Raw genomic sequence first — 13,652 nt, forward strand, 5'->3', positions numbered from 1 at the left:
TGCTGAATCATTCAATGCTAAAATCAAACTCTTTAGAGCGAATCTCAGGGGAGTTGTTGACAAGAAGTTTTTCTTATTCCGCATTGCGAACTTATATGCATATCCCCACTAAAAAGCTACTGACCCCTGAAATATCGCAGCCAGCGACCGCAGGATGTGGAAGCAGTATTTGGAAACCTCAAGAACAACAAACACTTCAAGAGGTTCCATCTTCGTGGACTTAAGAAGGTTGAAATTGAGTTCGGACTGCTGGCTATAGCACATAATCTTGCAAAAGTAGCCTCTTAGGAGGCTTATGGCAACGGGAAAAACAGTTTGAAAGGATAAAATCTTCAAAACTAAGCTTATAAACTTCTCTCTTTAGAAAAATTCGAATGAATCCAATCTGAGATGAAACAATAGAGGCCATCTCAAGTTTATTTTGAGACAGCCTCTTTGACTCCTTGAGTGAAGGTTTAATTGAATACCTTCTTTTAGTCTCGTTGCGGAAGCTGGGGGATTCGAACCCCCGGAACGGTTACCCGTTCGGCAGTTTAGCAAACTGCTGGTTTCAGCCACTCACCCAAACTTCCAAAGTAGCGCATACGGGAATCGAACCCGTGTTTCAGCCGTGAGAGGGCCGCGTCCTAGGCCACTAGACGAAAGCGCCATGTTGTCGGGCGTTGAGTTGAATTATTGTTTTCAGAATATCGCGGAAGCTGGGGGATTCGAACCCCCGGAACGGTTACCCGTTCGGCAGTTTAGCAAACTGCTGGTTTCAGCCACTCACCCAAACTTCCTTTTCTGAAAGGATGTTCTCTCTCAAACGCGATGCAAATGTAGAGAGACTTTTTGAATTGTGCAAACTTTGTGCTCCTTTTTTTGTGAAATAATTGACCGGATAATTTTATGTCTTTGAATATTAGTCAGTTTGATAAATAAGATTTTTTTATTCAGTTTTCTTCTTTTTGAATTAAAACTTATTGAAAAGGGGATTGTAGATGATACGGACCATAAATGGCAAGATAAAATGAGGGCGATTCGTGCGCTGAAAAACATAAAAGAGGGGTAAAACTCCTTCTTTTATGGAAAATGTAGCAGATAGGAAAGCAATTCTTTTGAAAAAATCCTGTGCGGATCCTTATTTTTTGGGGTAAGCATTTGCAAATTGCCGATAAAAAGATTTTCTTTGTAATTATTATAAAAATAAACTATGATTAAAAAAATATTTATTAATATTTGGAATTTCTATTATGAAGGTTTTCGCTCCATGACCCTGGGGCGTACACTATGGGCGTTGATCCTGGTCAAACTCTTCATCATGTTTTTCATCTTAAAACTTTTTTTCTTCCCCTCTTTTCTGAAAGGCAAAAGTACGGAAGAGAAGCAGGAATATGTGGGAAGTGAGCTGGTAGACCGGGCGGCAACTGAGCAGAATCCTTCTCTCTAGCACTTTCTTTGATTACTGGATAAAGAATTACTAATTTATAAAAACACACATTTTATGTTGGAAACAATTGACACCTCAATGATTGACTGGTCAAGGGCACAGTTTGCTCTTACCGCGATGTACCATTGGCTGTTTGTTCCCCTTACGCTGGGACTGGCCGTTGTGATGGGCCTGATGGAAACCATGTATGTAATATCGGGTAATGAATTCTGGAAGCGTACGGCAAAGTTCTGGATGAAGTTGTTTGGTATAAATTTTGCCGTAGGAGTGGCTACCGGATTGATTCTGGAGTTTCAGTTTGGAACGAACTGGAGTAACTATTCCTGGTTTGTAGGAGATATTTTCGGAGCTCCCCTTGCGATTGAAGGGATTGTGGCCTTTTTCATGGAAGCTACCTTTATTGCCGTCATGTTTTTTGGCTGGAATAAGGTCAGCAAATCTTTCCATCTGACATCTACATGGCTTACCGGACTGGGAGCGACTTTCTCGGCATGGTGGATCCTGGTAGCCAACTCATGGATGCAGTATCCGGTAGGTATGAAATTCAATCCGGAAACTGTACGTAATGAAATGTTCGATTTTGCGGCTGTGGCATTTTCTCCTGTCGCCGTGATGAAGTTCCTTCATACGGTATTGAGCAGCTGGATGCTGGGAGCAGCCTTTGTAATTGGAGTCAGCGCCTGGTATCTTATCCGTAAGCGTGAGAAGGAGTTTGCCTTGGCAAGCATGAAAATTGCTGCCGGAGTAGGGTTGTTCGCATCTCTTGTGACTGCATTCAGCGGTGACAAGTCGGCTTATCAGGTAGCCCAATATCAGCCCATGAAACTGGCAGCTATGGAAGCGCTTTATGAAGGAGGTACGCATGAGCCGCTTACGGTAGTGGGCAGTCTGAAAATTCCAGCCATGCTTTCCTATCTGGCTACACATGATACTGACGGGTATGTACCGGGTATAAATAATATTCTGCGGGGAGGATATACCCTTCCGGACGGTTCTCAGGCTTTGTCGGTAGAGGAGAAGATGGTACGCGGTAAAAAGGCCATTGCTGCCTTAGGGGATTTCAGAAAAGCCAAGGAGGCCGGTGACCAGCATGCGATGGAGGCTGCCCGTAGTGTATTGGATGAAAACATGCCGTATTTCGGCTATGGATATATTAAAGATCCTGCACACGTGGTTCCTCATGTGTCACTGTTGTTCTGGACCTTCCGTATCATGGTGGGACTGGGAGTGTATTTTATCGGATTTTTTGCACTTATCCTCATTCTGGCATCCAAGCCTCGCTTCCTGCAGTTGACCTGGCTGCATCACCTGGCAGTATGGAGCATTCTTCTGGCCTATGTAGCCAGTCAGGCCGGATGGATTGTTGCGGAACTGGGACGTCAGCCTTGGGCTATCCAAGATATGCTGCCGGTCAATGCGGCTATCTCAAAACTGGAAACCGGTTCGGTACAGACTACTTTCTTTATCTTCCTGATCATGTTTACGGTGTTGCTGATAGCTGAAATCCGTATTATGCTGAATGCCATCAAGCAGGGCCCGGAAGGAAAATAATCAGATCAAAATGTTAATTTATTAAATAGAAAAACTATGGATTCAACTTATATATTCTTGCAGCATTACTGGTGGTTTCTGGTGTCATTGCTGGGGGCATTACTTGTATTCCTGCTGTTTGTGCAGGGAGGTAACTCATTGCTGTTCAGACTGGGGCAGACTGAAGAGGAACGTACACTGATTGTGAACTCCACCGGACGGAAGTGGGAGTTCACCTTTACTACGCTGGTGACTTTCGGAGGGGCTTTCTTTGCTTCTTTCCCTTTGTTTTACAGTACCAGTTTCGGTGGGGCGTACTGGCTGTGGATGATTATTCTGTTCAGTTTTGTACTGCAGGCGGTATCCTATGAGTTCCAGTCGAAGCTGGGTAACCTGCTTGGAAAGCGTACGTATCAGTATTTCCTGGTTATCAACGGGGTGGTAGGACCGGTATTGCTGGGAGCGGCAGTAGCTACTTTCTTCAACGGTTCTAATTTTGTGGTGGAAAAGGCTAACCTGACAGATGATTTCATGCCGGTAATCAGTCACTGGGCAAACGGCTGGCACGGACTGGATGCTTTCGGAGACCCCTGGAACCTGATTCTGGGAATGGCTGTCTTCTTCCTTGCCCGCCTGCTGGGAAATATGTACTTTATCAATAATATCCGTAATGAGCAGCTGGTGGCGCGCTGCCGGCGTCAGTTGATTTCGGACGGAGTGCCTTTCTTGTTTTTCTTCCTGGCTTTTGTGATCCGTACGTTACTGAAGGACGGTTTTGCGGTTGATGCTCAGACTCAGGACATTGTGATGGAGCCTTACAAGTATTTCAATAACCTGGTGGAAATGCCGTATTTGCTGCTGCTGTTTGTGCTGGGTGTGGCCGGTGTGCTTTGGGGACTGGTTAAGAGTATTCTTTGCGCCTCGTATACGCGTGGAATTTGGTTTGCCGGTGTCGGTACGGTACTGACTGTATTGGCATTGCTGCTGACTGTAGGTTATAATCATACTGCATATTATCCGTCAACTGCCGATTTGCAGAGTTCGCTGACGCTGGCCAACAGTTGTTCCAGTATGTTTACTCTGAAGACAATGGCTTATGTATCGATTCTGGTGCCGTTTGTCCTGGCTTATATCGTTTATGCATGGAGAGCCATTGACCGTAAGCCTATTACGGCGGAAGAACTGAAGGAAGATGACCATGCTTATTGATGGGAAATCTCTGAGCAGGGTAGGATGATAAAAAAACTCCTTGTCTGCTATCTGTTGCAGACAAGGAGTTTTTTTATATGGGATGCTGGAATATCTGTTCCGGCCTGTATTTACTGCCGGATGGAGGGATTCAGCGAGAAGCTTGTTTATTCTTGTTTTCTTCTACTGTTTTCAGCATCAGTTCTACTGCCGTCTTCAATTGCACATCATTGCCTTTCAGCTGGTCTTCCGGACTGTTGTATACGGCAATGTCTGGTTCAACCTGGTGGTTTTCCGAATACTGGCCTCGCATGTCGCGGCAACCTACCTGCGGAATACCGAATACCAGACTCGGATCAATCTGCTGTTCCCACCATACGGCTGTCATGGTACCCGGAACAGGAGCTCCTACGAGTTTTCCGATACCCAGTTCACGATATACCCACGGAGTACCACAGGCGTTGCTGTAGTTGTCTTCGCAGATCAGCATGCACGATGGTTTCAGCCATTTGTTGAACGGATCGCTGCCGATGTATTGTCCGCGCGGTACAAACTGCTGGTATTCTTTACCGCTGAGCAGGGTGACTACATCATCGTGCAACCATCCTCCTCCGTTGTGGCGGGTGTCAATGACTACAGCGTCGACGTTGCGGTAGCGTCCGAGCAGTTCGCTGTACAATGTACGGAAACTTGGGCTGTCCATGCCTTTGATGTGTACATATCCGACGCGTCCGTTCGACCAGGTTTCGGTCATTTTCCGGTTGCGTTCTACCCAGCGTTTGTAGAGCAGTTCGTTTTCGTCGGAACGGCTGATTCCTTTTACAGTCTCGGTAAACCGTTTGCCGTTTTTCGGGTTGTAGATGGTCAGTACCATCTTTCTGCCAACCTTGCCTTCGAGCAGCAGATAGTAATCTTCTCCTTTCCGGATGGGCTGTCCGTCTATCTTTTCGATGATGCAGCCGGCGGTAGCCTCTGTCTTGATGGCTGCCAGCGGACTTTTGGCAATAATTTCTGCAATCTTCAATCCGTCACCCAGGTACGTATCGTCGAGGAAGACACCCAGGGATGCTGTAGCAAGTGCTGCTCCGCTATTGCTGTAGCGGGCGCCGGTATGAGAGGCATTCAGTTCACCCAGCATCTCACTCAGCATTTCTGCAAAATCGTAGTTGTTGTTGATGTGAGGCAGGAATTTCCGGTATACTTCTTTATATCCTGTCCAGTCGGTACCCTGCAGGTCGGTGACGTAGAATTTGTCTTTTACCTGCTGCCAGACATGGTCGAAGATGTATTCGCGTTCTTTGAAGGGCTGGTAATCACAGAATGCATTGAACGTGATGTCTTTCGTACTTCCTTTTTCGAGGTCTACTTTTTTCAGTTTTCCTCCCGTGCACATATAAATGTTCTCACCTTTCTTGTCGGGAATCATCCGTCCGCCACCCAGGCCTTTGGCAAGAATCTTGGTAGAACCTTCTTTCAAATCGTGTACCCAGAGGTCGAAATCGCCCTCAAAAGCGGCCTGATAGTAGAATTTGTCTCCTTTCGGAGAAAGATATCCGTCGCCCATGAAAGAGGAGTTGACTGTAAGCCGGATGACACGATCCTTGCAGTTCTCGAGATCGAAGACAAGGGGCTTGACTTCTTCTTGTTTATCTTCTTTGTCTGCTTCCGACGATTTCTTGCTTTCTTTCTCTTTCTTTTTCTTGGTATCTTCTTCGTCCTTTTTCTTCTCTTTCTCTGCTTCTTCCAGCAGTGCCAGGTCTTCCTTGTTCATGCGGAAACGTTCATAGGCTTCCACATCGAAGAACATGATGTAGGCGTCGGTTTCGGCCCCCCAGCTTCCGTGGCTGCGGTATCCGGCACGGTCACTGAACCAGATCATGGCTTTTCCACCGAGTACCCAGCTGGCGCTTCCGTCGGTATATCCGCTTTCGGTAAGATTGTGCATTTCACCTTTACCGTCGGCATTGAGCAATACGACGTCTTTGTTGTTCCAGCCTCCGATGCCGATGTAGTCAGACAGAATCCATTTGCTGTCGGGACTCCATTGGAACCACTGGTCGCCGTCGCTGTATGAGTACTGGTACTTGCCGTCCATTACCGTACGTACCTGTCTGGATTTCAGATTGAGTACCCGGATGCAGGTACGGTCTTCCAGGAAGGCGATTTCCTTACCGTCGGGACTGTACTGGGGTTCAAAAGAAGTAATGTTGGAATTGATCAGCCGTTCCTCTTTGATTTCTTCGGCATAGGTAAACAGTTTGTCTTCCTTATTGCACAGCGAGGCTTGGTAAATCTGCCAGATTCCGTTTCTTTCGGATGAGTAAGCGAGGTGTCTGCCGTCGGGAGAGAACTGGATGTTCCGTTCCTGTTCCGGAGTGTTGGTAATCCGTCGAGTAGTTTCGTACTCAACGGAGGTGACGTATACATCGCCTCTCAGAATAAATGCTACTTCCTTGTGGTTGGGGGAAAGTGCGATATCGGTAGCTCCGCTGTTCCGGATCTGTTTGATCAGGTCCCGGTTGTTGTTGTCGGCTACAATCTGGATGTTGACCTTTTTGGGATTATTTCCCGGTACAAGGGTGTAGATTTCTCCGTCAAGGCCGTAGCACAGGGTGCCGTTTTTGCTTACGGAAAGAAAACGTACCGGATTCTGGGTGTGGAAAGTAAGCTGGCGGGCGTCGTTCTTTCCCGGAGTGCGCTGGAATACGTTGAAGCTTCCTTTCTCTTCACTCAGGTAATAATATGATTTTCCATCGGGGGCCCAGACGGGATTGCGGTCTTCACCTGCGTAGTCGGTCAGTTTTTCAAAGCTGCGTTCTCCCTTGTCTTGACACAACCAGATGTCTCGGGTGATGGAGGCTTTTTCGTGTTTTTTCCAAGGATCTTCGTATCCTTTCTTGTCTTGATACAGCCATTGGGTCGTATCGAAAGGATGGAAGGAGATGTTTTCCATGGTGAGTGAGGAGAACATCTGGGGTCTGCCTCCCTGAATACCTACTTTATAGACTTGGGTGAATATGCCCGACGGGAATTGCAGGTCGGTAACCGAAGGCTGGAGTGAGGCGGAAAACAGTACGGTAGAGTCATTCTGGAATGCGATGGGGATTTCTTTTCCGGAAGGTGTGGTCAGCCGTTTGGGGATTCCTCCTTCGGCTGCTACGACAAAGACGTCCAGACTTCCCATACGGTCGGAGGCAAAGGCAATGTGCTTGCTGTCAGGGCTCCATACCGGATAACTGTCGTAAGCGGCATTCGAGGTGAGCTGACTGGCCTTTCCTCCCTGGACAGGGACGGTAAAGATATCTCCCTGGTAGGTAAAGGCAATGGTTTTTCCATCTGGTGACAGAGCGCAGTAACGCATCCAGAGCGGATGATCTTGCGCCTGAAGGGACAACGTTCCCAGCAGAACGGCTCCCGATAAAATTAATTTTTTCATGCGAATAAGGTTGGGTTTAGTTTCATATCTTTTATATGGATGAATGTATCCGGCTGTCTGATCTGATACGGATGAGGCCGGGATGATTCATTGTCTCATATATTTTGTCAGCCTTTTGCGGCATCTCGTCGCAAAGATAAGGAAAATGTATGGTGACGGTTGAAAAAATGAATTTGTTTTTGAAGAATGGCAGGACATTTGCGAGAAAGGGATGTGGATGGGGGATAATGGCAGAGCCGGTTCAAATCAAAGAATTGAACCGGCTCTGTCGCTATATGAGATTATTATTGATTGAATGTATGTCGTTCTTATTTCTGTGTAGCTTCCTCCATTCTTACCGGGCATACAGGGTGTAAGTTTGCACCTCTTTTGTGGTGTGGAGCAGGAGTCATGGCCGGACATCCGAGTTTTCCCGGCTGGCATTTCGGAGCGTGCATTCTTTTGTGAGGCTGAGCACGGAACAGTTTTTCTACCTGTCTGATGTTCAGAATTTTTTTGAACTTATTGTAGTAAGTTTCCTGAGTTTCCAGGATTTTCTTGCGCATGGCAAATTTGTCCTGCATCTGCTGGTCAAGTTCTGCATCGGTCAGTTCTTTTTTCGGACAGGCCTTAGGAGCAACTTCCGGATGGCAGCTCTTCAGGGCATTCAGGTATTCGGTATAAAGAGGAGCGAACTTGGCTGCCGTAGCTTCATCGAGCAGCAGGTGTTTTTGCATTTGCTTGACTTGCATTTCGATACGCTGTTCGGGAGTCAGACGAGGTCTGTTGGCTTTACCTGCCTTGTCTTGCTGTGCCCAAAGATTGCCAAAACTGCCAATGGCTACCATCATACATACGATAAATAAACGGTTTGTTTTCATATTCTTCTCGTTTTAAAAGTTAATTATATTCAGTTTAGCGCGCTTTGTGATTATGACGGTTTTTGTGGAAAATGGTTTATTCTGATTCTGCCATTTTACTTTTTTTAATGTTGCCGGTCGGACGTGAAATTCCGATAATGAGTTGTGAATAAGGTGTATACATTCTGAATGCTGAATGTTTTTTAAGAATGATTTTTATCGTTTTATGGAGTATGTCAGTGAAATATGGCTTAGGGTGTTTCGGAAAATATTTAGCTGGATTTTGGGGAAGCGATGACTATTTTTCCTATTTTTACTTTTGGTTTGGCGGGTTGGCTGAACCGTGAACGAAACCGGATTTTTATTAATGGATGAAAACGATGAGACTGAATAAATTGCTTCTATGTTTCTTTTTGTGGGTGAATGTGTGCGGATGTCTGTATGCTCAGGCTTCCCGTCCGAAAGTGGGACTTGCCTTGAGTGGGGGAGGTGCTAAAGGGGTGGCCCATATTGGGGTACTGAAGGTGATGGAAGAAGTGGGAATCCCCGTAGACTATATCAGTGGTGCCAGTATGGGGTCGATTATCGGAGGATTGTATGCCATCGGCTATGACGCTGCTACCCTCGACAGTCTGGTCCGCAGTCAGGACTGGATGTTTTTGTTGACCGACCAGATGGAGCGGGAGTTCCGTTCGCTGGAGAGCAAGCAGGAGAAGGACAGATTCCTGGTTTCTTTCCCTTTTTCCATTCATCAGCAATCCGGAACTTCTTTGTCGGGTTTTATCAAAGGACAGAATATTCTGAATAAGTTTACCGACTTGACCATCGGGTATCATCAGGTATCGTCTTTCGACAGTCTTCCCATTCCTTTTGCCTGTGTGGCGGGTGATTTGAGAAAGGGGGATGAGGTCATTATCAAGGAAGGAAGTCTGCCGCTTGCCATGCGCAGCAGTATGGCGATTCCCGGAGTTTTTGCTCCGGTATACCGGGACAGTATGGTACTGATCGACGGAGGGGTATTCAATAATTTCCCTACCGATGTGGTCAAAAAGATGGGGGCGGATGTCGTAATCGGGATCGACCTGAATACCGATGCCTTGGAAAATCCGGAGTATAAATCGTTGATGGAGATTGCCAACAAACTGATTTTCATTGCGGGTGAGAAAAAGTATGCCGAGAATATGAAACTGGTGGATTTGTATATTAATCCGGAACTGAAAGGGTATGGGTCTGCGGATTTCAATGCCGAGGCAATTGATTCGATGATTGTAATGGGAGAGCGGGCTGCCCGTGCAAAATGGAACGAGCTGGTGGCGTTGAAGAAAAGATTGAATTTGCCTGACAAAAAGGATGTGGAACGGAAAACGATGGCTGCTCCCGACAGTTTCTGGGTGGCCGAAGTGCAGATAAAAGGACTGAAATCGTACGATGAGGAGTGGATCATGAAACAGGCAGGGGTGACACCGGAAGGTTACTTGAATGCCGACGAACTGGAGCGGAGTGTCCGCCTGTTGCAGGGTACGGGACTGTTTAAGTCTGTAGGATATAGTCTGACGGGACCTCGGAATGATGTCCTGGTATTCAGGGTACAGGAGTTCCCGGAAGGGCGGTTTGATATTGGATTCAATGTGAATTCGGAAGAAATCGCGTCGCTGTTGTTGCATGCCCGCATGAATGTGAAGTCGTTGAACAGCAGTTCCGTGGATGCTACGGCTAAAATCAGTACCAATCCGTGGCTGAATGTGGACTATAGTTTTCATACCCGCAAGATGAAGAATATCGGAGTGGCCTATCGTCTGGGGTATACGGACATGAAGCTGTATCGGGAGGGAAGGCGTATCGATAATATCTCCTTTCTTGGCAATCACATTGAGTTTTACCTGAATGAAAGTTCGTACCGCAATTTTACGTATCGGGTAGGGGTGCAGGGAGACTTTTTCTGCAATGCTTCCGGACTGTATACTCCGGATTACCGGAAGTATGTTCCGAAATCGGCAGACCGTTATTTCTCTACTTTCCTGATGTTGGGATATGATAGTTTCGACAACCTGACGCATCCGGCTTCCGGAGTCCGGCTGGCGGTCAAGGATAATGTGTATGGAGATGATGTGTTCAAGGAAAAGAGCAACTGGTTTAATCTGACGACCTTTAATTTTCAGGCGGCTCTTTCATTGAGCAACCGCTTTTGTGTGCTCCCCGAGGTGTATGGCAGTCTGTTGTGGGGAGATGGTATTCCGGGCTACTTCCAGAATTATATCGGAGGGGAGGATTCGGGACGTTATTTCGCCCAGCAGCAGTCGTTTTATGGCATACGTTATGCGGAGGTGGCGGATAATCTGTTGCTGGGATCCCGCCTGACCCTGCGCTACCGGATCGGGGGAAAGCATTATGTATCCGGCATTGTGAACTATGCATATAATACGCATGATTTCAATAGCTTTTCCGACGGGAAGAGTTATTGGGGAGGTGCCTTGAAGTATTCGTATGATACCTTAATCGGGCCGGTGAGCCTGACATTCGATTATTCCAACAGCGTGGATAAACTGGGAATCTATGCGAATGTCGGTTATTATTTTTAACCGGAACTCCTGGAACTGCAGTCGCTGGAGAACCGGTGGCATGTAGGGAGTTTAGAGGAAAGGGGCGGGAACACGGATTTCCACTTTCTTTCCGGTGACAGGGTGAACAAAGGACAGGTAGCTGGCGTGCAGGTAGAGGCGCTTGTCCTTGGTTCCGTAGAGTTCATCGCCTGCAATCGGGGCATACAGTCCTTCGGCATGGGCTGCGTGTACTCTCAACTGGTGGGTGCGGCCGGTGTGTGGCCAGAAGGTTACCCATACTTTCTCGCCTTGTCGCTTGATTACCCGGAAATGGGTCAGTGCCGGTTTGCCCAGTGTCGGGTGAACCATCTGGCAAGGACGGTTGTTCCAGTCGGGCATCAGTGGCAGACTGATGTCTCCTTCATCGTTTCCGTGATAGCCCTGGAGTATGGCGGTATATTGTTTTTCCATCTGACGGGTGGCAAACAAGGCCTGCAGTTGCTGGTGGACTTCCTTGGTCTTGGCGGCAAGCAGTATGCCGGAGGTTGCCATATCCAGCCGGTGGACAACCAGCGGACCGGTGGCCTGAGGGTAAAGTCGCTGCAGGCGCTGACAGACTGAGTCCAGGTCGTTCTTTCCGGGTACGGACAACATTCCTGCCGGTTTGTTGACCGCTACTATCCATTCGTCTTCGTATACGATTTCGAGTTCCTTGTCTTTGTGGCAGTCGACTTCCAGCGGATTTTTTTCTACGTTCAGTCTGATGAGCATGTGTGCCAGGATAGGTGCACATTTTCCCTTACAGGAGGGGTAAAAGTGTCCGTGATGACGGATTTCTTCCTTGGGGGACATTCCCCACCAGAATTCACCCATAGCCAGCGGATACAGCTGGTGCTGGTAGGCGTATTGGAGCAGTTTGGGCAAGGCGCATTCTCCGGCTCCGGCGGGAGGGGTTCCCTGCGGGGTATCCTGAAAAATCTGACAGAGGTCCTTGTGTTCGCCTTTGGCATTCAGCATCTGGAATTGCTGGAACAGACGGAGCTGCAGGGCTGCCGACCGGTGTTTCCGTTCCTCTTTCAGTTGGCGGATCAGGGCTTCATGGCGGTGGACAAGGACTGCCTGGGTGTCAATCTCGTTTTTTATGCGCTTTTCCAGCCGTTTGTATTCGGCTTTCTGAAACTGGCTTTCTTTGATGAGTTGTGCCTCGGTTTCCGGAGAGACTCCGGCTGCCCGTAGTTTTTCACGTGCCTGTTTGGCCTGTCTCATCGCTTCTTTCGCTGCGGTCAGTTGCCGGTTGCCGGTTTCCTGTAAGTCCAGCAACTCTTTTTTCTGCGACTGATATTCCGAAGCCTGTTCAAGTTCACGGATACGGGTGTTTATCTGGGAAATCTGTGCTTCTTCCAGACGGAAAAAACCATCGGGCTGCAGCAGGTCGTATACGGGAGGTACAAAGAACGGGTGTGAATTACTGCCTGCCAGATTCCCGGAGAAGGCAGCCAGGTATCCTGTCCGGTTATCCGGGGTACGGACCACCAGTACTCCGAACATTTTTCCCTGATGCAACTCTTCTTCCCATTCCTTTCGCTCCGAAAGATAAGCCTGTACTTCCCGGGCTGCAAGTTGAGTCAGCGGATGAGGGGTATAATGAAATGGATAAGTAAACACCGATGGAAGTGTGATTCCATCGGTGGAGTGTGTGAAGAAATGTAACTTTTCTGTATCGTTGCCTGTAAGTTCTTTCTGACTCATTTTGTGATTTGTTCCGATATTCCGTTATTCCAGTTCTCTTTGCCGGCAGAAACATCCGCCAAATTTTTCATCAATGTTTTCAATCGGTTCCTTGAAAATTCCATAGACGGACGATCCGGAGCCGCTCATGGAAGCATAAATGGCTCCAAGGTCGTATAGCTTGTCCTTGATGGCTGCGATTTCCGGATATTTAGGGAAAATGCTTGCTTCAAAATCATTGACCACCCAATCTTTCCAGCTTTCGATAGGGGACTGGATAATCTCCTTCAGTGAACGTGCCGGAGCATGGGGATGAATGTGGGCAAAGGCTTCGCGGGTAGAGATGAATACGTCTGGCTTGACCAGAATGATGTGGTATCCCTTTAAGGAGAGTTCCAGCGGTTCAAACAGGTTGCCGGTGCCTTTGGCGAATACGGGCTGGTTTTTGATGAAGAAGGGACAGTCGGCTCCCAGCTGGGCTGCATAATCTTCCAACTGTGCTTCACTGAGGTTTAGTTTGAACTTTTCATTCAGTAATTTGAGCATGAAAGCTCCGTCGGAAGAGCCTCCTCCCAGTCCCGCACCGGTCGGGATATGCTTGAACAGATGAATGTCTACAGGAGCCAGGTCATGGTGCTGCTTCAGTAGCTGATAAGCTTTGATTACCAGGTTGCTGTCTTTGTCTCCTTCAATCTGTATGCCGCTGATGCGCAGTTTGTAAGGAAGATCTGAGTTTTCGAGTCGGCTGACTTCCAGCGCGTCCTGGAATTTAATGGGATAGAATATCGTCTCCAGATTGTGATAGCCATCCGGGCGTTTTTCTGTGATATTTAACCCTATATTTATTTTTGCATTAGGAAATGTGATCATGGTATTGTGTGTTTGATTTGTTCAAAGGTAGTAAAAAAAGTAAAAAGACCGGAATTTCTTTCAATTTTCAGAGTAGAAATATTTGTTGACCG

The 13,652-nt window shown here is 47.4% G+C and carries 8 protein-coding genes, 3 tRNA genes and 2 pseudogenes; 6 read left to right on the forward strand and 7 right to left on the reverse strand.

Annotated elements, in window-relative coordinates; genetic code table 11:
• Together H3001_RS19850 and H3001_RS03270 are read left to right on the forward strand one after the other, a co-directional pair.
• A pseudogene (locus H3001_RS19850) lies at positions 1 to 112 on the forward strand (ISAon1 family transposase); the annotation flags it as partial.
• A gap of 14 nt (positions 113 to 126) precedes the next feature.
• Positions 127 to 288 (forward strand): annotated as a pseudogene (locus H3001_RS03270) (transposase); the annotation flags it as partial.
• Between the two features lie 197 nt (positions 289 to 485).
• Here H3001_RS03270 and H3001_RS03275 read toward each other — a convergent pair.
• From H3001_RS03275 to H3001_RS03285, 3 genes are all read right to left on the reverse strand, one after another.
• Positions 486 to 572: transfer RNA gene (locus H3001_RS03275), tRNA-Ser, on the reverse strand.
• A 4-nt stretch (positions 573 to 576) separates the two neighbouring features.
• Positions 577 to 649, reverse strand: a tRNA-Glu gene (locus tag H3001_RS03280).
• Positions 650 to 692: 43 nt separating this feature from the next.
• Positions 693 to 779: transfer RNA gene (locus H3001_RS03285), tRNA-Ser, on the reverse strand.
• 413 nt (positions 780 to 1,192) lie between these two features.
• Here H3001_RS03285 and H3001_RS03290 point away from each other — a divergent pair.
• Genes H3001_RS03290 through H3001_RS03300 form a run of 3 tightly spaced genes read left to right on the forward strand, consistent with a single transcriptional unit; the run spans position 1,193 to position 4,168 of the window.
• Complete coding sequence (locus H3001_RS03290; RefSeq protein WP_178244274.1) at positions 1,193 to 1,429, forward strand: DUF4492 domain-containing protein; 237 nt, start codon at positions 1,193 to 1,195, stop codon at positions 1,427 to 1,429.
• A gap of 54 nt (positions 1,430 to 1,483) precedes the next feature.
• Entirely contained in the window at positions 1,484 to 2,980 is a 1,497-nt protein-coding gene (locus tag H3001_RS03295; RefSeq protein WP_181214067.1) for a cytochrome ubiquinol oxidase subunit I, read from the forward strand.
• 36 nt (positions 2,981 to 3,016) lie between these two features.
• Positions 3,017 to 4,168 carry a cytochrome d ubiquinol oxidase subunit II gene (locus H3001_RS03300; RefSeq protein ID WP_181214068.1) on the forward strand — a complete coding sequence of 384 codons (1,152 nt, stop codon included), beginning with the start codon at positions 3,017 to 3,019 and terminating at the stop codon, positions 4,166 to 4,168.
• Positions 4,169 to 4,298: 130 nt separating this feature from the next.
• On the opposite strand, the gene H3001_RS03305 is transcribed toward H3001_RS03300, so the two are convergent.
• Positions 4,299 to 7,583 (reverse strand): S41 family peptidase, encoded by a 3,285-nt coding sequence (locus H3001_RS03305; RefSeq protein ID WP_181214069.1) that lies wholly within the window; start codon positions 7,581 to 7,583, stop codon positions 4,299 to 4,301.
• Between the two features lie 308 nt (positions 7,584 to 7,891).
• Positions 7,892 to 8,443, reverse strand: coding sequence for a hypothetical protein (locus tag H3001_RS03310; protein ID WP_181214070.1), 552 nt, complete (start codon positions 8,441 to 8,443; stop codon positions 7,892 to 7,894).
• 359 nt (positions 8,444 to 8,802) lie between these two features.
• Here H3001_RS03310 and H3001_RS03315 point away from each other — a divergent pair, with 359 nt between their 5' ends.
• Positions 8,803 to 11,001, forward strand: a complete 2,199-nt coding sequence (locus H3001_RS03315; protein WP_178245073.1) for a patatin-like phospholipase family protein — start codon at positions 8,803 to 8,805, stop codon at positions 10,999 to 11,001.
• Positions 11,002 to 11,052: 51 nt separating this feature from the next.
• On the opposite strand, the gene H3001_RS03320 is transcribed toward H3001_RS03315, so the two are convergent.
• Both H3001_RS03320 and ispE read right to left on the reverse strand, forming a co-directional pair.
• Positions 11,053 to 12,711 carry an RluA family pseudouridine synthase gene (locus H3001_RS03320; protein ID WP_181214071.1) on the reverse strand — a complete coding sequence of 553 codons (1,659 nt, stop codon included), beginning with the start codon at positions 12,709 to 12,711 and terminating at the stop codon, positions 11,053 to 11,055.
• Between the two features lie 24 nt (positions 12,712 to 12,735).
• Positions 12,736 to 13,560 (reverse strand): 4-(cytidine 5'-diphospho)-2-C-methyl-D-erythritol kinase, encoded by an 825-nt coding sequence (gene ispE / locus H3001_RS03325; protein ID WP_178245069.1) that lies wholly within the window; start codon positions 13,558 to 13,560, stop codon positions 12,736 to 12,738.
• Positions 13,561 to 13,652 lie beyond the last annotated feature (92 nt).

It is taken from the genome of Phocaeicola faecicola (genome assembly GCF_013618865.1).
Taxonomy (GTDB): Bacteria; Bacteroidota; Bacteroidia; order Bacteroidales; family Bacteroidaceae; genus Phocaeicola; species Phocaeicola faecicola.

Bases quoted from the DNA above. Each gene is read 5' to 3' on its own strand.
- H3001_RS03290 (WP_178244274.1), top strand. From the start codon at position 1,193: ATGATTAAAAAAATATTTATTAATATTTGGAATTTCTATTATGAAGGT.
- H3001_RS03295 (WP_181214067.1), top strand. From the start codon at position 1,484: ATGTTGGAAACAATTGACACCTCAATGATTGACTGGTCAAGGGCACAG.
- H3001_RS03300 (WP_181214068.1), top strand. From the start codon at position 3,017: ATGGATTCAACTTATATATTCTTGCAGCATTACTGGTGGTTTCTGGTG.
- H3001_RS03305 (WP_181214069.1), bottom strand. From the start codon at position 7,583: ATGAAAAAATTAATTTTATCGGGAGCCGTTCTGCTGGGAACGTTGTCC.
- H3001_RS03310 (WP_181214070.1), bottom strand. From the start codon at position 8,443: ATGAAAACAAACCGTTTATTTATCGTATGTATGATGGTAGCCATTGGC.
- H3001_RS03315 (WP_178245073.1), top strand. From the start codon at position 8,803: ATGAGACTGAATAAATTGCTTCTATGTTTCTTTTTGTGGGTGAATGTG.
- H3001_RS03320 (WP_181214071.1), bottom strand. From the start codon at position 12,711: ATGAGTCAGAAAGAACTTACAGGCAACGATACAGAAAAGTTACATTTC.
- ispE (WP_178245069.1), bottom strand. From the start codon at position 13,560: ATGATCACATTTCCTAATGCAAAAATAAATATAGGGTTAAATATCACA.